This is a genomic window from Carboxydothermus hydrogenoformans Z-2901 (assembly GCF_000012865.1).
Classification (GTDB): Bacteria; Bacillota; Z-2901; order Carboxydothermales; family Carboxydothermaceae; genus Carboxydothermus; species Carboxydothermus hydrogenoformans.
The window spans coordinates 2,043,197-2,063,445 of sequence record NC_007503.1; the positions used below are offsets into that span (position 1 = coordinate 2,043,197).

Sequence of the window (20,249 nt, forward strand, 5' to 3'; positions counted from 1 at the left end):
CTACCTCCCATTTTCAGGGAGTGAGCATTGTGCCCACCCCAGCATCGGTGAAAATTTCTAATAGCAATGAATGGGCAATACGGCCATCGATAATGTGCACCGAACCAACGCCCCGCTTTATAGCGCTTATGGCACTTTCGGCTTTGGGAATCATCCCGCCGCGGATTACTCCCCGGTTAATTAGCTCTTTCACTTCAGCAATAGTGGCCTTGGAAAGGAGAGAATTTTCGTCCTTTTCATTAAGCAAAATTCCGGGAGTATCGGTTAAAACAATCAGTTTGTCGGCTTTTAAAGCTACTGCTACCTCCGCCGCCACTTCATCGGCGTTTATGTTATAAAATTCCCCGCTACCATTGGAGCCCACCGGCGCAACTACCGGAATGTAGCCTTTATCAATTAAAGTTAAGAGAATTTCCGGATTTACCTCCGAAATTTCCCCTACATAACCGAGATCAAGGTACTCTTCCCCCGTGGGCTCCGGATTTTTCGCAAGTTTTTTATGGGCTTTTATAAGCCCCGCATCCTTTCCCGAAAGGCCCACCGCTTTGCCTCCGGCTTTTTCAATAAGTCCAACAATCTCTTTATTGACCTTTCCCACCAGCACCATTTCCACTACTTCTAAGGTAGCTTCGTCGGTAACCCTCAACCCATTTATGAAGTTTGACTTTATGTTTAGCTTATTTAACATGCGGCTGATTTCCGGGCCACCGCCGTGTACTACCACCGGGTTAATCCCCACAAACTTCATCAATACTAAATCATTAATAACCGCTTCTTTTAACTGGTCACTGACCATGGCATGACCGCCGTATTTAATGACTATTGTCTTGCCGTAAAACTTTTTAATATAGGGAAGAGCTTCTATTAAAACTTTAGTTTTTTCCAAGTATTTTTCCATCTTTTTCCCACCTTCTAAGTCCGGTAACTGGCATTGATTTTCACGTAATCGTAGGTTAAATCACAACCCCAGGCTACCGCATTTGCATCGCCTTCGTTTAAATCAATGGTTACTATTACTTCCTCGCGAGCTAATTCTTCTTTAGCCTCCTCCTCCGAAAAAGGAAGGGGCACTCCCTTTTGCAATACTTTTACCTTACCCAGGTAAATATCGATTTTCTCCACCGTTATTTCTTCTCCGGCATACCCAACCGCAGTAATTATCCGTCCCCAGTTAGCATCTTCCCCAAAAACCGCTGCTTTAAAGAGGTTAGAAGAGGTAACTGTTCGCGCAATTTTCCGGGCTTTCTGAAGGCTTTCAGCGTTAACCACCCGTACCTCGATAAGCCGGGTCGCTCCTTCCCCGTCCCGGGCAATAGCTTTTGCCAAACAAATTGCCACGTATTCCAGAGCATTCTTAAATTTTAAGTAAGCTTCTTCCTCTTTACTTTCTACCCAGACCCCAGAAAGTCCATTGGCTAAAACCGCCACCATATCGTTGGTACTGGAATCGCCATCCACCGAAATCATATTAAAGCTTTCGTCTACCACTTCCCGCAATGTTTCCTGTAAAAGCTCTTTTTCCATACCAATATCGGTGGTAATAAACGCCAGCATTGTCGCCATGTTAGGGTGAATCATTCCTGAACCTTTAGCTATACCACCGACCTTCACCGTCTTCCCGTAAACTTCAAATTCTACCGCAATTTCTTTGGGAACCGTATCGGTGGTCATAATCGCTTCCGCCGCAGCTCCGCTTCCCTCCCTGGATAAAGCCTGGCAGGCCATCCTTATTCCATTAAGCACCTTATTAACAGGAAGCGGCACGCCGATTACCCCGGTAGAAGCCACCAGAATCTGCGAAATAGGTATTCCCAGGCATTTTCCTGTTTCATCAAGCATCTGGCGGGCAGCCAGCATTCCCTCTTCGCCAGTACAGGCGTTGGCATTGCCGCTATTGACTACAATGGCTGAAATAAGCTGGTCTTTGATATTTTCCATAGATAAAAGTATTGGTGCTGCCTTCACTTTATTGGTCGTGAAAACCGCAGCCCCTACCGCCGGTTTTTCGGAAAAAATCACCGCTACATCTTTTTTGCTCTTTTTTATCCCCGCATGAACCCCGGCCGCCAAAAAACCTTCGGGTGCGGTAACTCCACCTTGAATTTTCTTCATTTTAACTCCCTCCTAAAAGTAAATTCCCGTATTTTTAAGTCCGCAGGTTTCGTCAAGTCCGGCCATCAAATTCATATTTTGCACCGCCTGCCCCGCAGCCCCTTTGCCCAGGTTGTCAATGGCAACGGTCACGATAACCATTCCTCCCGGCTCCTTATTAACGGCAATTAAAGCATTATTGGTTCCGTAAACCGCCCGGGTTTCCGGTAACTGGCCGTCCGGAAGGATTTTTATAAAAGGTTTGTCCTGGTATTTTGCCAGGTAAATCTTTCTTAACTCTTCCAAAGAAACATCCGTAGTAAGATTCAGATAAATAGTCCCCAAAATTCCTCTTTTCATAGGAACCAGGTGAGGGGTAAAAATAACTCTTAAGCCTTTCGCAAACATATTTAAGAAATTTTCCATTTCCGGTAGATGTCGATGTTTACCTCCAACTCCGTAAGGGCGAAAGTTTTCCGCTACTTCCCCAAAAAGCGTTTCTCTTTTAGCCGCTCTCCCGGCACCCGTTACTCCCGATTTCATATCGCTAATGATTACACCTTGAAGCAAATCCTTTTCGGCTAAAGGAAGAACCGCCAGCAAAAACGCCGTTGGATAGCAGCCTGGATTGGCTATAAGCCTGGCAGTTTTTATTTTTTCGGAAAAATATTCCGTAAGACCATATACTGCTATTTCCAAAAGTTCGGGAGCCGGATGCGGCCCGTACCATTTATCGTAAACTTCCAGAGGAAGGCGAAAATCCGCCGACAAATCGATAACCCGGACCCCTCGTCGGATTAATTCTTGAGCATAACGGCCACTCTCTCCGTGAGGTAAAGCTAAAAAAGCAAAATCAGGATTAAAGCCTGAGAGTTCTTCTAAAGGCTTCACCTTGCCGGCGAAACCAAGGCCGAGAAAATGCTTCTCCACTTCCACCTCTTCTCCCCGGCTAAAGAGGAAGAGCCCGGTAACTTCCGGATGCATAGATAATAACCTGATCAGTTCAGCACCGGTATAACCGGTAGCACCAACCACTGCAACTTTCAAAGCTGCCCCTCCTTTTCCGATATATTTATAATATTACATACTTTTGTATATTTATGCAATATTTTTGCTAAAAAAAATTCCGGAAAGTTTCTTTCCGGAATAATCCTTTCCCTTAACTCGCTTTCCCAAGGTACGAATATTTCCTAAACTCATAATAATACCAAAGCGTACCCAAACAATACAATATTGCTACCACCCAAAAAATTAACGGATAACCGCCAAGCCGGTAAAAAATCGTACTAATAGGTCCCCCAATAGCCCAGCCCAAAGAAAAAGTAGCTTGATTTAAACTTAAAATAAGTCCCTTCCGGGACGGATCCACTATCAACACGTTTAATGCTTGAAACAAGGGAGTCCCCGCATTCATTAAAGCGTGGCGCGTTAGTAACACAAGTACCGCCCAAGATAGGTAGGGCACATATCCCAAATAAACGGCAAACGGTAAGGATATTAGGTTAAAGAAAACAAACGCCCGCACCAAACCAAACCTGCGGGAAACTTTAGTTCCCATTACCATAGCTAAAGATGTTAACCCCTGGGCTCCGGCTAAAATAAGGCCAATAAAAGTATTGGAAACTCCAAAACGGTTTGCAAAATACAGGTTTAAATAGGGCATAAAGAGACCCGAGCCGGTACCAATTAAAAGCGAAAAAATAAAAATTGTTCTAAACACTGAAAATTCTTCAGTATCCGCAGATATTCCTTTAATTGTTGCCCAAAAATCATCTTTTATCTCTAACTTGCGACCCTTTTCCAAATGGGTTAAAAATAAATTTCCCGCCAAAAAAATTAAAGCCCCTGAAATTAGCGAGGCCCGGTAGCTGGCTTTAAGGGATAGCATTCCGGATAAAAGGTCGGATAACATTCCGCCTGCAAAATTGCCGAGCATTGAAGCGATCATAATTGAAGAATAGTGAAGCCCTATTAATTTTACTTCTTCTCCCGGTAGGGAAACTTCTGATAAATAAGGCACACCATTTACCACTAATACCGAAAATCCCAACCCAAAAAGAAAAGCCGCCAAAATAATTAATCCGGGTTTTTCAAAGATTCCTTGGAAAATAAGCATTATTCCAGCAACAAAACTTCCCCAGAAAATAAAGCGGCGCCGTCCGTACCGGTCGCCGATATAACCCGCCGGAATCATAAATAACGCCTGGGCCAAAGAACTTGCTGCCACCACCTGACCAGCAACATCCATCCCCAGGCCCAGTTGCTTTAAGTATAAATTAAATAACACCTGGTAAACACCATAACCAAAATTCACAAATAGCTGGGATATTAAAAATTTTTTTGCACTTTTTCCTGCAGTAATAAAGGATTTAATCAAAGACTGTTCCTTCATAGTCTACTCCAACGTTGTAAAGTTTTTCATATAATCAAAGTTTATTATTAATTAATACAACTTTATCCATAAAAAATCCTTCCCTAAAGAATAATTTTAACTTTATTTTTACATTGCCGGCAGGTATCTCCTGAAAGTCCAGGAGTATCCACCCCAAAATAATCCCGCCGAATTAATAATGCCCCACAATGAGGACAAAAAGTATCATTGGAAGCATCGGGCAAATTGCCAAGGTAAACGTAGTTTAGATATTTCCTTGCTATCTCCCGGGCCCGGATTAAACTTTCCACCGGGGTAGGCGGTAAGTTAAACTTATAACGCGGAAAGTACCGGGAAAAGTGCAAAGGAATATCCCGGTCCAAATTTGCTAAAAACTTTGCCAATTCCTCAATCTGTTCGGGCGCATCATTAAGCCCTGGAACGAGCAACGTAGTAACTTCGACATGGGCTCCAAAAGCTTTGGATGTTTCAATAGCCTCTAAAACCGGAGTAACGCTCCCCTGACAAATATCACGGTAATACTCCTCGGTTATCCCTTTTAAGTCGATATTGAGAGCATCAATAAAAGGTAAAATTTTTTTTAAAGGTTCTTTATTGATAAAACCGTTAGTTACCAAAACGGTTTTAAAACCAAGCTCTTTAATTAAAGGAGCTGAAGCCTCTATGTATTCATACCAGACTACGGGCTCCGAATAAGTATAAGCGACCCCAATCATTTCTTGAGATTTATATCTTTGAGCAAGTTTTACCAAATCTTCCGGTAGAAGTTTTTCACCGGTTTCGGCAATTTGGGATATTTCATAGTTTTGACAAAAACCGCAACGAAAATTACAGCCAAAAGTTCCTACGGAAAGGATAGTACTTCCAGGATAAAAGTGGTAAAGCGGCTTTTTTTCGATAGGATCTATATTTATAGCAGTTATTTTCCCGAAGTTTAAGGAATACAATCGCCCGTTTACGTTCTTTCTCACCCGACAGCGCCCGGTTTTACCGTCTGCAATGCGGCAACGGTGCGGACAAAGACGGCATTGAACTAAAGAATCCCCTATTACCTCGTAAAAAACAGCTTCTTTCATAAGGCCACCTCAAAAATACCGCTCTACCAAAAACCTTTCAATTTTCACCGGCTCGTCCGGCGCTATCCCTGCTTTTCTTTTGGCAATTGCAAGCTGTTTTTCTACCGTATCCACGCCTTCTAAATTGGGAAGTAATAGCCCGCGACGAAATCCTTTAGAAACTATCACTCCGTATTTTTTGGGGTCTAATTCCGATAAATCCCTAACTTCTTCGGGAGGATAAAGAATATCCACCGAGTAGGTGAGTTCATCCAATTCGTGTTCTTCCACCGGCTCAAATCGCGGATCATGTAGTCCGGCTTCCAAACTGTTTCTGATAATCTCTTCTGCCAAGTTTTCGGTGGCAGGCGCTATCGTACCGATACATCCCCGCAGTTCTCCGTCTTTTTTAATGGAAACAAAGACCCCCGCTTTCCGCTTAAAAATCTCCGGTAGTGGATCCGGCGGAGTTATGGTTTTACCGGTACGTACGTAAGTTTCCAAAGCCTCCCGGGCAAGCCGCACATAGGGCGACTCCTTTTCCCGGCGCTTTTTTATTTCCTCCTGTTTTTTGGCAATTAATTTAGGATAAAAGTAGCGCTCTTTATCTTCCCCCCGGGCTTCGACTTCCGCCACCATATAACCGACCCCAAAAGGCCCTTCGTAGCTAAGCACCCTGCTTCTTACCTGATATCCTTCAAAAGCACCAAATAACATAATAAAGGAACGAAGACCGCACTCTCCTGCTTGCTCGGCAAAGCTTTTATCAATAGTTAAAAGTTCCCAAGGGTCACCATGGGTAAAAATATCTACCATCAGCCGGTCAAAGTAACGCCCTGAAGGATCGTAACCAGCTGGGGCATCCAAAGTTAAACGGTGAGATAAATCCCCCGATGCTATGATAACAATTTTGCGCTTAAGTTCTGCAGCTACTTCTCTAATTATTGTGCCCAAACGGTAAATCTCGGAAAAAGGTATAAGCCCCTGGCTTATCACGACAAGTTTATACTTTTGCTCCGGATCTAAATAATAAAGCGGTACCATTGTTCCGTGGTCGAGAAAAGCGGGAACCCGCACTGCTCGAGCCAGGCTCTCATCAATCCCGGCAACCGCCAGCCCTTCTTGCTTAGCTGCTGTAAGTAAAGCTTGAACCAATTCGAGATCATTTTGGTAGGAAAAGGTGATATGGGGTGCACCAAAACTTCCGAAATTTCCGTTCAGCTTCTCATTAATATTAACCGCGACCACATCGCTGAAAAGCGGAGCATGGGGAGAAATTACTATTAATGTTTCCGGATTTATTTTCTTAATTTTTTCCTTGAGCTCTTTTAAAGCATTAATAGTATTTTGACATTTCTTTTCCTCTCCCCGCCCAATTTCCGGGAGAATTATCGGCGGGTGCGGTACTGCGATCCCATAAAGATTACCCATCTTTATTCCTCCCCTTCAAATTCTCTGGGGCAAACATCCTTTGGTTCCTGGCAATATCCCTCACACAGTTCGCAACTGCCGTATTCGGCACAATCAAAGCAAACACAGGATAAACAAAGGTTCGGCATATCACCACTCCATGGAAGGTTTTCTTAAATTTTATTATATGTAATTTTAGCCAAAAATAAAATAAAGAAGGCTGTCTATTGCGACAGCCTCCCTGAACTTTCCTTATGCTTCTTTTTTATTGCTTGCAACGTAGCGATATAAAATTAACCCCAAGACCACAAACATGGCCAGGCCCCACCAGGGGTTACCTGCTATTGTTAGCTTAGAAAAGATGGCAACTTTTTCCGAAAGGCCTTTATAGGCTAAAAAGGCAATGACTATTCCCATCAGCGCATCGCCAGCTATTAAACCGGAAGAAAATAAGATGCCTTTTTCCACTTTTTCTTTTAAAGTTTCTCCGGAGAAAGCCCGATCAATAAACCAGCGGATAACCCCACCTGCCAGAACCCCGGTGCTAAGGTGTAACGGCAAGTAGAGACCAATAGCTACCGGTAAAATAGGGAGCTTTAATACCGCTAAAATGATTCCAATCACTACTCCCGACAAAACCAGTGCCCAGGGAAGGGTTCCGGTCATGACACCTTTCACCACCATCGACATGAGGGTTGCCTGAGGTGCGGGTATTTTATCGGTCCCAAGGCCGTAAGCCTGGTTCAACATTAAGATTACCCAGCCAACAACGATAGTGCTGGCAATACCACCAATTAAGACGCCAATCTGGACGTATTTGGGAGTAGCGCCAATAATGTATCCTGTTTTTAAGTTCTGAGCCAAGCTTCCGGCAATAGAAATAGCTACGCAAATTGTTGCACCGGTGGTAATCGCCGCAATCATACCCTTTGTTCCCACTACACCAATTGCCTTTAATAAGAGGGTACTGGCCAGAAGGGCTGCAATGGTCATGCCGGAAACAGGCAAGTTAGATACCCCAACCAAACCGGCAATCCGCGCCGAAACTGCTGCAAAGAAAAAGCCAAAGAGCACAATGGAAAGGGCACCCATCCAGGTAACTTTCATCTGGGGAACTATAAGAGCTGTGATGAAGACCCCTAAAACCCCGAAGAAAATAGCCACTACGCTAATATCTTGGTTGGTCCGCTTTTGCTCACCACTTTGGCCTTTTGCCAATCCTCCCATAGCAGCTTTAAAAGAGTTAATAATCATGGGAAGGGACCGGCCAAGGCTGATAAAACCTCCCGCAGCCACCGCACCGGCACCGATATAGCGGATATACTTGGACCAAATGGCCCAGGCATCCATTTGGGCAATGGGTACGGTACTCGGGAAAATGGGGTTAGGTACACCGGCTCCAAAGTAAGAAATAAGCGGAATTAAAACAAACCAGGCCAGTAATCCCCCTGCAAACATGTAAAGACCAATTTCTAAACCTACAATAAAGCCAACACCCATTAGAGAGGCTAAAATATCGAAGCCAAAAACTCCGTTTTTAAATCCCGGAATATTCCATTCGATTTCTTCTTTAAAAAGGCCAAAAGCACCGGATAACAGTTTATAAATACCGCCAATAAGACCTCCCCATAAAATCCCGGAAGCCGATTGGCCACCAACCTGCCCCGCTACCAGCACTTCTGCGGTGGCCATACCTTCGGGATAAGGAAGGATACCGTGCTCGTCCACTGTTAGGTTCTTTCTTAAAGGTACCACAAATAAAACCCCGAGAATCGTACCAAGGGTTGCCACCACCGCAATCTTGGCCAAAGTAAACTGGTCTTTAAACCCCCAGATAATTAATGCCGGTAAAGTAAACATTACGCCGCTGGCAATACTTTCCCCGGCGGAACCAATTGCCTGAATAATGTTAGTTTCTAAAATATTTTGCTTCCTTAAAAGTCCCCGGATAATTGCCGTTCCAATAACCGCCCCGGGGATTGAGGCTGAAACAGTCATACCAACCTTAAGTCCCAAATAAGTATTGGTAGCACCAAATAATAAGGCCAGTAAAATACCCATGATAAGTGAGACAACGGTCATTTCCGGAAGCCTTGTCGTAGGTGGAACATAAGGCTCATACTGGTCTCCCGGAATACCACCGTACGCAGTGTGGGATAAACCTTTCTTTTCCACAACTCTTACCTCCGTTTTTCAATGTTTTTTGTTAGTTTAAACCAAGCATTAATTTTTTACTCCTGCCGTGGCTCGCCATCCTGCAATTTTTGTATGTACACAGTATAAATTATACACTTTCGATATCATCCGTCAATCTTTTCTTAAAGTATAAAAATAGGGACAGTCCCTTAAACCACCGTTAAAGTTTAAAGATAGGGACTGTCCCTATTTAAAATACTTTAAAACAGCTAAATAAATGGCAAAGCTTACTTTTTCCCGGTAATCGGGGTCTAACAAAAGCCGTTCCTCTTCAGGATTTGATAAAAACCCTACCTCGGCAATTGCCGAAGCCATCTGGGAGTTACGATTTATAAAATAATCGCCGGATTTAGCCACCCGGTTGGTATTTGCCAAAATTGTTTTAAAGCTGTCCTGAATATGCTCCGCCAACCTTTTTCCTCCACTATCTCCTTCCTGATAAAAAGTCTGAGCACCGCGGTACTTGCGCTCCGGAAAACTATTAACGTGAATGCTTATTAATACCTCCGCATGTTTTTCTTCGGCAAACTGGATGCGCCGGGCTAAGTCTTGTTTTTTCCGGATCGAATACCCCCGAATCCCCGGATCAGCCAAATCATAGTCACCAGAACGGGTAAGATAAACCTGGGCACCTGCCATTTGTAATTTAGCCGCCACCCGGCGAGCTATATCAAGGGTAATATCCTTCTCCACCGCCCCCTGTTGTCCTTTACACCCCGGGTCCTGACCTCCATGCCCTGGATCTATGACAATAATCCTATTGGCAACCGCCACCGCTAAGACCCGTACTTCCTTATTTAACAAAATATTTCTAAAAACTGAACCTAATACCGTTAAAATTATAATTCCCACCATTACCGCCAGAACTTTTTGCCGAGTTATGCGATATACTTTAAAAATAATCATTACCTATACACCTCCGGCTTGTAAATTATATGCCAAGCCGAAGGGCATTATTAATGTAAATTTCAATAAAGTCCGCCTATCCCGGTGCAATTAGCTTATAAAACCGTCTTTCCTTTATCCAAAAACCCTTTTTAACCATAAAATATTATAGCAAGAAAAAGGAGGGATAAAATGAATCACAAAAATAACGACTTTCAGCTAAACTCCCCTTATCCTCCGGTGAAGGTTAAAAATCCCAATACCATGTATGCTGAAATTTTAATGGACGATTATGCAGGTACCGCCGGAGAACTTACCGCCATTACCCAGTACTTGTATCATCACTTTGAAAGCGAAAAAACAAATCCGCAAATTGCTAAACTTTTTGAAGGGGTAGCCTTAGTTGAAATGCACCACCTTGAAATACTCGCAAAGTTGATTATCGCCTTTGGCGGAAATCCTACCTATCGGGGTAGTTTTGGTAATAATTTCGCTTACTGGAGCGGACACTACGTTAATTATTCCCAAAATATACGGGAACAACTGATAGCCGATATTCACGCAGAAAAAACCGCAATCGTCAATTATCAGAAGCATGCAGAAATTATTGATGATCCTTACGCCCGGCCAGTTCTCTATAGAATTATTGAAGATGAGGAATTGCATTTAAAATTATTTAAGGATGCCTTAAAAAGCTTAAGGGAAGGTTAACCCTTCCCTTTTACTTTATCGAAAAACTCCATTACCTATTTTTATTGATTTTATGAACATTTTAACTATATACCCTTAAGTAACCTGGTTGGCAAACTTTAAAATTGCAATCAAGAAAAAACATAAAAAAACCAGGCAGATTTGCCTGGTTTTTCCCCCTTATCTCTTGGTCCACTGAGGTCTTCTCCGGGACTTCCGTAAACCGTATTTTTTCCGCTCGACCATCCGGGGATCCCGGGTAAGAAAGCCTGCTTTTTTCAGCACCGGTCTTAACGAAGGATCAGCCTGAACCAAGGCCCGCGCAATACCAAGTCTCACGGCACCTGCCTGACCGGAAATGCCGCCACCATGAACTTTTGCCTTAACATCAAACTTCCCAACAGTATTGGTGAGTTCCAAGGGTTGTTTAACAATAATCTGCAGGGTTTTTCTCGGGAAGTATTCTTCCAAGGATTTGCCATTTATGGTAATGTTCCCTTCGCCGGGAACCACAAACACCCGGGCGACCGCTTCTTTTCTCCGGCCCGTACCGTAGAAATTAACTACTGCCATCTAAAACGCCTCCCTTCGCCCGTATCTAAAATTGCCAGATTTCCGGCTTTTGAGCTTGATGCGGATGTGATTCCCCGGCATATACCTTAAGCTTCTTAAAAAGCTTTCTTCCCAGCCGGTTGTGAGGAAGCATCCCTTTTACAGCTTTTTCAAAAGCCAGGACCGGATTAGTTTTCATTAAGATTCCGTAGGGAATAGCTTTTAAACCGCCTGGATAGCGGCTGTGACGGTAAAACATTTTCTTTTCTAACTTTTTCCCGGTTAAAACAGCCTTTTCGGCATTAATGATAATAACAAAATCACCAGTATCTACATGAGGAGTAAATTCCGGTTTGTGCTTACCTCTTAAAAGCTTAGCAGCCTCACTGGCTACCCGTCCGAGGGGTTTTCCAGCAGCATCTATAACATACCATTTCCTTTCCACTTCATTGGGCTTAGCCATGTATGTGGTTCTCACCTTGTTCCCTCCTTTTGCCGTAACTATCGCGGTATTGCCAATGGGGGCTCGTCACTGGCAAATACCTATACCATTATAATTTTATGGGAATACCCCTGGCCTGTCAAGCAATTCTTCGATTAAAAATGTAAATTAAGTAAAAAATATAAATACAGCCGTTAAATATTAAAGTCCAGGCACTTAATCTCCGCCGGAAATTAACCAGAAAAAGCGCCGCGACCGCCGCAAAAAAAGCCAATATACCGCTTAAAACTACATCCGTCGATAAACGCCACGAAGTAAAGATTATCCCAATTGAGGTTATAACCGAGCTTTGAAAAACCATCGCTCCGGTAATGTTTCCTAACGCCAAAGTATCTTTCCCGCTTCTCATCCACACTACACTGTTGAACTTTTCGGGAAGTTCTGTAGCTATGGGTGTAATAACTAAAGATAAAGCCATTGGCGATATTCCTATTAAGTGAGCCAATTGGGTCAAATTAGCTACAAAGTACTTAGCCCCCACCACAATCATCAAGAGGCTTATTATCAGCTGCAAAAGTATCGCCCGAATCCTGGGAATTGTCCTCTGGGGAGTAAAGATTAACGGATCCACTTCCCCGATCTCACCGCTATCTTCATTAACCGTTTTATAGACATAAATTAAATAGCCAAAAACTAATATTAAAGCAATAGATCTTTGCATAAAACTATGGGGTACAAAAGCCGCCAAATACGAAAGGGTATAAAATAAAAGAAAACTTTTGATATCCCTTAGAAAAAGCCCACGTTCCAAAACAACCTCGCTCCCGAAAGTCCGCCGGCGACTGAAAAGTACCGAAGCGGTGCCGGTTACCATAAAACCAATGGTAATAAGCATAAACGGTGCACCTAAAATCGCTCCAATACCAATTTCAGTGCTGTGGTCCGTTTGACTGCCGAAAAAAATAGCAATAACCGGAACCATTGTTTCCGGCAACGCTGTCCCTACCGCCGCAAAAATGCTTCCCACCGCTCCCTGGTTAAAACCAAAACGGCGGCCAAACCATTCCACCGCATTGGTAAAAGTCAATGCTCCCCCTAAAATAAGCAAAAGATTAAAAATTAACAGGCCCCCCAGATACGTCAAGGCTTTCCCCTCTTTCAATAAAAAACTTTCACAAGAAAAAGACCGTGGGCTGGGGCAGTTTTACCGGCAAGCTTTTTATTTCCGGTGGTTAAAATTTCTCTAACCCTTTCCGGATGGCCATTTAAGCCAATTTCCACCAGCGTACCGGTTAAAATTCTGGCCATCTTATACAGGAAAGAATCGGCCACAAACGTAAAATACCCTAAAAAACCATCCTCCCGGTAACTTGCCTCAAACATGGTTTTAATCGGGTTTTTACCGCTACTTCCCGCTGCTCCAAAGCCGGAGAAGTCATGGGTACCGATTAAATATTCCAGGGCCTTTGCTACTTTTTCCCGGTCAAGTTTTTGGGGCAAAGCCCAGGCATACCGTTCATAAAAGGGTGAGGGAGGACCGTAATACAAATAATACCTGTACTCCTTTTTTCGGGCTGAATATCGTGCATGAAAGTCATCCGGCACTATTTCAGCTTCTAAAACTCGAATTGCGGTTGGAAGGGTATTATTTAAAATTTCCGGAATTTTATCTACCGGCGCTTTCCAGGGCGCCGAAAAATTTACCACCTGCCCCAGAGCATGAACTCCAGCGTCGGTTCGCCCAGCCCCAATTACTTTTACCGGTTCTTTTAAAATTTTATGAAGCTTTTCCTCTAAAATGCCTTGAATCGTCTGCGGGGTATTTTTTTGCTTTTGAAATCCTGCAAAATTAGTGCCGTCGTAGGCAATGGTTAGCTTAAAATTTGGCAGGAAAACCACCCCAGAGCTTTAAGATTACAAATAGCACGGTAAGTAAAAAATTTAAAAACAGGAAAAGATAGTCTTTGGCCGCAAATTTTAACGGCTTTAATTTCCCGCGGGGGGCGCCTATGCGGTAACCTCTGGCCTCCATCGCTACCGCTAACTCATCGGCCCGTTTAAAAGCATTAATAAATAGGGGAATAATTAGGGGAAGCATCATTTTGGCTTTGTTAGAAAACCCCCGGGTGTTAAAATCAGCTCCCCGGGACTCCTGGGCTTTAATTAGCCGCTCCGCCTCCGCCGTTAGCGTCGGTATAAACCTGAGCGCTATGGTTAGCATTAATGCAATTTCTCCATACGGCAAACCAAATCGGCCAAAAGGTTTTAAAAGGCTTTCCAATCCATTAGTTAACTCCGTCGGTGAGGTGGTAGCGGTCAGAAGATATGCCGATAGCAGCATTACCACCAAGCGTAAAAATACTATTCCGCTGTTCACCAATCCTTCCCGGGTTATCTTCAAAGGACCTAAGGTAATTAACTTTTCGCCCGGCGTAAAAAAAAGCTGAAGAATTAACGCCAAAACCAAGATAAAAACTACAGGCTTTAGCGCCTGCCAAAACATTTTCGGTTTAATACCTGCTAAAAAGGTAACCAATATTACACCGAAGAGCAAAAACCCGAGAAACAGTAAGTTGTCTAAAAAAAACACCAGGAAAACCGCCACAAGCAAACTAAAGAATTTGGTGCGCGGGTCTAAACGATGGATGAAGCTATTCCCGGGAATGTATTGACCAATGGTATTGACATTAAGCATCGCCCCGCACCACCCTTATTATTTCCCCCACAGTTTCCTCCAAAGAAGCGGTCATCTTTACTTTATGACCCCGGCTTTGCAAAAGTTTTATGACCTGGGCATACACCGGTAAGCTTAACCCGGGTATATTTTTTTCCATAAGCTTATGAAATACCTCGTTTTTTTCTCCAAAAGCCGCTATCCTGCCTCGGTCTAAAACTAAAATCTGGTCGCAAAGATAGGCCACTTCTTCCATGTTATGCGAAACAATAATTACCGTAACCCCCTGCTTTTTTAGAGACAATAAAAGCCGGTAAATGGTTTCTTTCCCCACCGGATCTAGGGCAGCCGCCGGTTCATCTAAGATCAGGTATTTGGGTGATATACCCAAAACCGAAGCTATCGCCAGTCTTCGTTTTTCGCCACCGCTTAATTCAAAAGGCGACCTTTTTAAATAGGTTTCATCCAAACCTACTTGTCTTAATAGTTCCGCCGCTTGCCCTTCGGTTAATTCCCTTCCAAAATTTTTTGGGCCAAAAGTGAGTTCATCAAATACCGTTTCAGCAAAAAGCTGATGTTCCGGGTACTGAAAAATAAGCTGCACTTTCTGGCGTATTGTTTTTAAGTTTGCTTTTTTGGAAGTTACAAGACCGTCTACCACCACGTTACCCCGGGTTGGGGTTAAAAGACCGTTTAAAAGCATGAGAAGCGTTGATTTTCCGGAACCCGTTGGCCCGATAATCCCAGTTATAATTCCTTCGTTAAAGTTTAAGTTAATGGTATTTAAGGCAATAACCTCCATTGGCGTTCCGGGATTATAAACAAAAGTTACATCCTTTAACGTAATCGGCATATTTCCTCCACCAGCATTTCCGGGGTTGTCACCGTATCGGGTACGAAAATTTTCTCCGCCCAAAGCCGCTCCAGAAGTTTATAAAGTGGGGGTATATCAAGCCCTAATTGCCGAACTAAAGGTTTTTGTCTAAAGAAGTTATTGGGTGTTCCGTCAAAAGCAACCCTTCCCCGGTCAAAGGCTATTAGGCGTTTTGCCCTTAAAGCTTCTTCCATGTAATGGGTTATAAAAATAATCGTAAGTTTTTCCTCTTCGTTAAGCTTTAGTAATAAATTTAAAACTTCCTGCCTGCCCGCCGGATCAAGCATGGAGGTGGGTTCATCTAAAAGCAAAATCCGCGGCCTTAAAGCTAAGGCTCCAGCAATAGCCAGCCTTTGCTTTTGTCCTCCCGATAAAGCATATGAAGCCCTCTGTCGAAGTTCCCAGAGCCCCGTTAACTTAAGTGCTTCCTCCACCCGCTTTTTTATTTCCCCGGTCGGCAAGTTCAGGTTTTCCGGCCCAAAGGCCACGTCCTCTTCTACCACCGCCGCTACAATCTGGTTGTCGGGATTTTGAAAAACAAGACCAATCTGGGTTCCTAAGAGTCCTTCCTCTTTTAGCTTTTTGGGATTTCTACCTAAAACTTCTACATAACCCTCATTAGGCTCCAAAAGCCCGGCTAACAATTTTATAAAGGTAGTTTTTCCGGAGCCATTTGGTCCAACTAAGGCTACCAGTTCCCCTTGCAAAAAGGAGAGGGATACGTTTTGTAACGCATACCTCTCCTTTTCTGCAGCATAATGATAGCTCAAGCTATTGGTTACAATGACCGTTTCCATAATTAAAGGAGCTCCACCAAAACCATCATTGCACCATCGCCCCGCCGGGGTCCAATTTTCACTATCCGTGTATAGCCCCCCGGACGATCGGCATACTTTGGACCAATTTCTTTAAAAAGTTTTCTTACGACATTTTCTTCGTATAAATAAGCTAAAGCCTGACGGCGATTATGCAGGGTGTCGTTTTTAGCTAAAGTGATAAGCTTTTCCGCTACCGCTTTAGCAGATTTCCCCCGGGCCTCGGTGGTTATTATCTTCCCCTCTTTTAAGAGGGAAGTCACCAAGTTTCTTAGCATCGCTTCCCGGTGGTCTTTCCTTCTGCCAAGCTTATAATGGTACATCTGCTTCCCTCCCTTATTCTTCCTCTTTCCGCAAGGAAAGGCCCATGGAGTTGAGTTTGGAAATAACCTCTTCAAGCGACTTTTTCCCTAAATTGCGAACTTTCATCATATCCGCTTCGGTCTTCTGAATTAGTTCGCCTACCGTATTGATTCCTGCCCGTTTCAAGCAGTTATACGAGCGTACCGATAAATCCAGGTCTTCAATGGGCATTTCCGCCAATTTTTCCTTGGCGTCCTCTTCTTTTTCAACCATAATTTCCACACCGGTAGCCCGTTCATTTAAGTTAACAAAAAGCTGCAGGTGCTCAACCATGATGCGAGCGGCAAGGCTTACCGCCTCATCGGGTCGAATGCTTCCATCGGTCCAAACTTCCAGGGTGAGCTTATCATAATCGGTAATCTGACCAACCCGCGTATTTTCTACCTGGAAGTTCACTTTGAGCACTGGAGAAAAGATGGAGTCTACCGGTATTACGCCAATAACATGCTCGCCCTTTTTATTCCGCTCCGCCGGTACATAACCCCGACCCCGGGCTACAGTCATTTCCATAAAAAGACGACCGCCCTCTGCTATATGGGCTATTACAAGGTCGGGGTTTAAAATTTCTACCTCCGGTGGGGCAATTATATCTTTGGCGGTAATGACACCCTCACCTTCAGCTTCGATTCTCAAAACCTGTTCCTCATCCCCGTGAAGCTTCAGCGTAAGATTTTTAATGTTTAAGATAATTTCCGTTACATCTTCCACTACCCCGGGAACCGTTGAAAATTCATGGAGTACCCCTTCAATCTTTATGGAAGTAACAGCAGCTCCCGGGAGGGAAGATAAAAGTATCCGCCGCATTGAGTTGCCGAGGGTAATCCCGTACCCCCGTTCCAAAGGTTCAATCACAAAACGGCCGTAACGGTCGTTTAACTCCTCGGTTTCAATTTTCGGTTTTTCAATTTCAAGCACAAAGGGACCCTCCTTTAAAGGGAATACCCGTCAAGCTCTTATCTGGAGTAGAGCTCAACAATGAGATGCTCCTCGACGGGGATATCGATATCTTCCCGTTTTGGCAGTGCTTCAACCTTACCGACAGCATTGTTGGCATCGTAGGAAAGCCAAGCCGGTAAAGTTTTGCTGGCGGCCCGTTCCATAATTTCCTTGGCTATCGGAGAGTCCTTCTTTTCTTCTTTTAAAGCAATTACGTCGCCAACTTTGACCAGGTAGGATGGTATGTTAACTTTCCGTCCATTTACCGTAAAGAAATTATGCCGTACCAACTGCCGGGCCTGAGCGCGGGACTCAGCCAGTCCGAGCCGATAAACCACGTTATCGAGCCGTCTTTCCAAAATTACCAACAAGTTTTCACCGGTAATCCCCGGCTGTCTTTCGGCCATTTCAAAATAACGCCGGAACTGCGCTTCCAATACTCCGTAAATTCGCTTTGCTTTCTGCTTTTCCCGCAGTTGCAGGGCATACTCGGTGGGCTTTTTCCTTGTGTGTCCGTGCTGACCGGGAGCATAATTTCTCCTGGCAATGGCACACTTATCGGTATAGCAGCGATCTCCTTTCAGGAAAAGCTTTATTCCTTCCCTGCGGCAAAGCTTGCAAACAGGACCCGTATATCTCGCCATTTCGTTATCTACCTCCTATACTCTCCTACGTTTCGGTGGACGACACCCGTTATGAGGAATCGGGGTTACGTCCTTAATAAGGCTAACTTCCAGGCCAGCAGCTTGCAACGAGCGGATTGCCGCTTCCCGACCTGCGCCTGGTCCTTTCACATAAACCTCAACAGTCTTTACGCCAAATTCCATCGCTTCTTTAGCAGCTTTTTCCGCAGCTAACTGTGCGGCAAAGGGAGTGCCTTTCCTGGTTCCTTCAAAGCCAACGGTTCCCGCACTTGCCCAGGAAAGGGTGTTCCCCTGGGGATCGGTTATGGTAACAATTGTATTGTTAAAAGTAGACTTGATATGGGCTACTCCTTGCTCAACATGCTTTTTTTCCTTTTTTCTGGCTTTTGTCCGGCGAGCCATCATATCCCTCCTTTAAGCTTACTTCTTCCGTTTTACACCAACGGTTCTTCTGGGCCCTTTCCGGGTACGAGCGTTGGTTCGGGTTCTCTGTCCTCTAACCGGTAAGCCTTTCCGGTGACGAATACCCCGGTAGCAGCCAATTTCAATAAGCCGTTTAATATTCAACGCAACTTCCCGTCTTAATTCTCCTTCGACCTTGTAGTTCTTTTCAATCTCATCCCGAAGCTTTGCCACTTCTTCTTCGGTCAAATCTTTAACCCGAGTATCGGGGTTAATACCGGTCTTCTTTAAGATAACATTAGCTGTTGGTCGACCAATACCGTAAATATAAGTTAAGGCAATTTCGACCCTTTTATCTCTCGGAAGATCCACACCAGCAATCCGAGCCATTACCGCACCTCCTAAGAAATTATCCCTGCTTCTGCTTATGCTTGGGATTTTCACAAATAACCCTTACTCGCCCTTTCCGGCGGATAATCTTACATTTTTCGCAGATCGGTTTAACGCTGGGTCTGACTTTCATGTTTAAACCCCCTTTATTTCCCTACTTGTGCCGGTAGATAATCCTACCCCGGGTCAAATCATAGGGTGATAATTCAACGGTTACCCGGTCACCTGGCAAGATTCGAATAAAATTCATGCGTATTTTCCCGGAAACATGGGCTAACACTTTATGCCCATTATCCAGCTCGACCCGAAACATTGCGTTTGGAAGGGGCTCCACTACCGTGCCTTCCACTTCAATGACATCATCTTTCGACATTAAGCAATCAACCTCCTCACCCATCCAGTTCTTCGCCCTTTTCGGCAAACGATTTAAGAAATTTCCGGATCTCCGGATTGCTCAGTTTACCCTCGTCTGGAAAACGGTAGTTTAAAAATTTCAAATGACGGACGTTTTTCTTTTTGGGATTTTCAATACGACGGTGCTGACCATCAACCACTTCAACATAACGGTCATTAATAACCCGATAGATAATGTAGAAGTTTCCGCAATCACGGCCGGCTGTGGACAGCACTACTTGGCCGGGACGGATTTTGTCTAAATGCATGACCTTCACCACCCATTCCTTTTTACGGCAAGGTTAGAATCATGGGCCCATTTTCGGTAATAGCAATGGTGTGTTCAAAATGGGCTGACCATTTACCGTCCCGGGTTACCACCGTCCATTTGTCCGGAAGGGTGAAGACCTCATAGGTTCCAATGTTAACCATCGGTTCGATTGCTAATGTCATTCCCGGGACCAACCGAGCACCACGACCCGGCTTACCGTAGTTGGGCACGTTCGGCTCCTCATGCAGCGCTTTGCCAATTCCATGTCCCGCATATTGTCTCACCACGGAAAACCCGTGGCGAACCACGTAGCTTTCGACCGCATGGGAAATGTCCGAAACCCTATTGCCAACCACGGCTGCCTCAATCCCGGCGTAAAGCGATGCTTCGGTCACTTCAATGAGCTTTTTAGCCTCGGGAGAAACTTCCCCCACGGGCCAGGTTTTTGCAGCATCGCCATAATATCCGTCCACAACAGCTCCAATATCAATACTAATAATATCTCCATTCCGCAATTTTCTTAAACCAGGGATTCCGTGAACCACTTCTTCATTAATTGAAGCACAGATAGTTGCCGGAAAACCATATAAGCCTTTAAAAGCTGGCTTTCCGCCTAATTTTTTAATTGTTTCTTCTGCAATTTTATCAAGTTCTAAGGTAGTTATCCCCGGTTCAATCGCTTTTTCCAAGGCCTGAAGAGTCAGGGCGACAATTCGCCCCGCCTCCCGCATAAGCCTTAATTCTTTTTCTGTTTTAACGGTAATCAATTTTCTC

Annotated in this window: 25 protein-coding genes; 1 reads left to right on the forward strand and 24 read right to left on the reverse strand. The window is 44.2% G+C overall.

Annotated elements, in window-relative coordinates:
* Positions 1-13: 13 nt before the first annotated feature.
* The 8 genes from argB to cwlD form a co-directional block, all read right to left on the reverse strand.
* Complete coding sequence (gene argB, locus CHY_RS10485) at positions 14-898, reverse strand: acetylglutamate kinase (protein WP_011345145.1); 885 nt, start codon at positions 896-898, stop codon at positions 14-16.
* A 14-nt stretch (positions 899-912) separates the two neighbouring features.
* The gene (argJ, locus tag CHY_RS10490; RefSeq protein WP_011345146.1) at positions 913-2,112 is read right to left on the reverse strand and encodes a bifunctional glutamate N-acetyltransferase/amino-acid acetyltransferase ArgJ; all 1,200 of its coding nucleotides are present in this window, start codon (positions 2,110-2,112) and stop codon (positions 913-915) included.
* 12 nt (positions 2,113-2,124) lie between these two features.
* Positions 2,125-3,138 (reverse strand): N-acetyl-gamma-glutamyl-phosphate reductase, encoded by a 1,014-nt coding sequence (argC, locus tag CHY_RS10495; protein WP_011345147.1) that lies wholly within the window; start codon positions 3,136-3,138, stop codon positions 2,125-2,127.
* Positions 3,139-3,250: 112 nt separating this feature from the next.
* Complete coding sequence (locus tag CHY_RS10500) at positions 3,251-4,483, reverse strand: MFS transporter (RefSeq protein WP_011345148.1); 1,233 nt, start codon at positions 4,481-4,483, stop codon at positions 3,251-3,253.
* A gap of 83 nt (positions 4,484-4,566) precedes the next feature.
* Positions 4,567-5,559, reverse strand: coding sequence for an AmmeMemoRadiSam system radical SAM enzyme (gene amrS / locus CHY_RS10505; RefSeq protein ID WP_011345149.1), 993 nt, complete (start codon positions 5,557-5,559; stop codon positions 4,567-4,569).
* Positions 5,560-5,568: 9 nt separating this feature from the next.
* Positions 5,569-6,969 carry an AmmeMemoRadiSam system protein A gene (gene amrA, locus CHY_RS10510; protein ID WP_011345150.1) on the reverse strand — a complete coding sequence of 467 codons (1,401 nt, stop codon included), beginning with the start codon at positions 6,967-6,969 and terminating at the stop codon, positions 5,569-5,571.
* Between the two features lie 231 nt (positions 6,970-7,200).
* On the reverse strand, positions 7,201-9,123 hold the full coding sequence (locus tag CHY_RS10515; protein ID WP_011345152.1) for an OPT family oligopeptide transporter: 1,923 nt from the start codon (positions 9,121-9,123) through the stop codon (positions 7,201-7,203).
* 207 nt (positions 9,124-9,330) lie between these two features.
* Positions 9,331-10,050 (reverse strand): N-acetylmuramoyl-L-alanine amidase CwlD, encoded by a 720-nt coding sequence (gene cwlD, locus CHY_RS10520; protein ID WP_011345153.1) that lies wholly within the window; start codon positions 10,048-10,050, stop codon positions 9,331-9,333.
* Positions 10,051-10,221: 171 nt separating this feature from the next.
* Between cwlD and CHY_RS10525 the strand changes: the two genes are divergently transcribed.
* Positions 10,222-10,740 carry a ferritin-like domain-containing protein gene (locus CHY_RS10525; protein ID WP_011345154.1) on the forward strand — a complete coding sequence of 173 codons (519 nt, stop codon included), beginning with the start codon at positions 10,222-10,224 and terminating at the stop codon, positions 10,738-10,740.
* A 159-nt stretch (positions 10,741-10,899) separates the two neighbouring features.
* On the opposite strand, the gene rpsI is transcribed toward CHY_RS10525, so the two are convergent.
* The 16 genes from rpsI to map all read right to left on the reverse strand — a co-directional run bounded on the left by rpsI (position 10,900) and on the right by map (position 20,242).
* Positions 10,900-11,292, reverse strand: coding sequence for a 30S ribosomal protein S9 (rpsI, locus tag CHY_RS10530; RefSeq protein WP_011345155.1), 393 nt, complete (start codon positions 11,290-11,292; stop codon positions 10,900-10,902).
* A 25-nt stretch (positions 11,293-11,317) separates the two neighbouring features.
* On the reverse strand, positions 11,318-11,749 hold the full coding sequence (rplM, locus tag CHY_RS10535) for a 50S ribosomal protein L13 (RefSeq protein ID WP_011345156.1): 432 nt from the start codon (positions 11,747-11,749) through the stop codon (positions 11,318-11,320).
* A gap of 103 nt (positions 11,750-11,852) precedes the next feature.
* Entirely contained in the window at positions 11,853-12,857 is a 1,005-nt protein-coding gene (locus CHY_RS10540; protein ID WP_011345157.1) for a sodium:calcium antiporter, read from the reverse strand.
* 14 nt (positions 12,858-12,871) lie between these two features.
* Entirely contained in the window at positions 12,872-13,612 is a 741-nt protein-coding gene (truA, locus tag CHY_RS10545; protein WP_011345158.1) for a tRNA pseudouridine(38-40) synthase TruA, read from the reverse strand.
* A complete protein-coding gene (gene cbiQ / locus CHY_RS10550; RefSeq protein ID WP_011345159.1) occupies positions 13,590-14,408 on the reverse strand; it encodes a cobalt ECF transporter T component CbiQ in 819 nt (272 codons plus the stop codon). The genes truA and cbiQ overlap by 23 nt, the downstream gene beginning before the upstream one ends.
* Entirely contained in the window at positions 14,401-15,240 is an 840-nt protein-coding gene (locus CHY_RS10555; protein ID WP_011345160.1) for an ATP-binding cassette domain-containing protein, read from the reverse strand. The genes cbiQ and CHY_RS10555 overlap by 8 nt, the downstream gene beginning before the upstream one ends.
* Positions 15,225-16,058 carry an energy-coupling factor transporter ATPase gene (locus CHY_RS10560; RefSeq protein ID WP_011345161.1) on the reverse strand — a complete coding sequence of 278 codons (834 nt, stop codon included), beginning with the start codon at positions 16,056-16,058 and terminating at the stop codon, positions 15,225-15,227. The genes CHY_RS10555 and CHY_RS10560 overlap by 16 nt, the downstream gene beginning before the upstream one ends.
* A 2-nt stretch (positions 16,059-16,060) precedes the next feature.
* Positions 16,061-16,399, reverse strand: a complete 339-nt coding sequence (gene rplQ / locus CHY_RS10565) for a 50S ribosomal protein L17 (protein WP_011345162.1) — start codon at positions 16,397-16,399, stop codon at positions 16,061-16,063.
* Positions 16,400-16,412: 13 nt separating this feature from the next.
* Positions 16,413-17,354 (reverse strand): DNA-directed RNA polymerase subunit alpha, encoded by a 942-nt coding sequence (locus CHY_RS10570; protein ID WP_011345163.1) that lies wholly within the window; start codon positions 17,352-17,354, stop codon positions 16,413-16,415.
* 38 nt (positions 17,355-17,392) lie between these two features.
* Positions 17,393-18,019: a 30S ribosomal protein S4 gene (gene rpsD / locus CHY_RS10575; RefSeq protein ID WP_011345164.1), complete on the reverse strand. Its 627-nt coding sequence runs from the start codon at positions 18,017-18,019 to the stop codon at positions 17,393-17,395.
* A gap of 15 nt (positions 18,020-18,034) precedes the next feature.
* On the reverse strand, positions 18,035-18,421 hold the full coding sequence (gene rpsK, locus CHY_RS10580; RefSeq protein ID WP_028052634.1) for a 30S ribosomal protein S11: 387 nt from the start codon (positions 18,419-18,421) through the stop codon (positions 18,035-18,037).
* A gap of 18 nt (positions 18,422-18,439) precedes the next feature.
* On the reverse strand, positions 18,440-18,811 hold the full coding sequence (gene rpsM / locus CHY_RS10585) for a 30S ribosomal protein S13 (RefSeq protein WP_011345166.1): 372 nt from the start codon (positions 18,809-18,811) through the stop codon (positions 18,440-18,442).
* A 19-nt stretch (positions 18,812-18,830) separates the two neighbouring features.
* The gene (rpmJ, locus tag CHY_RS10590) at positions 18,831-18,944 is read right to left on the reverse strand and encodes a 50S ribosomal protein L36 (RefSeq protein WP_011345167.1); all 114 of its coding nucleotides are present in this window, start codon (positions 18,942-18,944) and stop codon (positions 18,831-18,833) included.
* Positions 18,945-18,965: 21 nt separating this feature from the next.
* Entirely contained in the window at positions 18,966-19,184 is a 219-nt protein-coding gene (gene infA / locus CHY_RS10595; protein WP_011345168.1) for a translation initiation factor IF-1, read from the reverse strand.
* Positions 19,185-19,200: 16 nt separating this feature from the next.
* Positions 19,201-19,473: a KOW domain-containing RNA-binding protein gene (locus CHY_RS10600; RefSeq protein WP_011345169.1), complete on the reverse strand. Its 273-nt coding sequence runs from the start codon at positions 19,471-19,473 to the stop codon at positions 19,201-19,203.
* A 22-nt stretch (positions 19,474-19,495) separates the two neighbouring features.
* Positions 19,496-20,242 carry a type I methionyl aminopeptidase gene (gene map / locus CHY_RS10605; protein ID WP_041537757.1) on the reverse strand — a complete coding sequence of 249 codons (747 nt, stop codon included), beginning with the start codon at positions 20,240-20,242 and terminating at the stop codon, positions 19,496-19,498.
* Between the last annotated feature and the right edge of the window lie 7 nt (positions 20,243-20,249).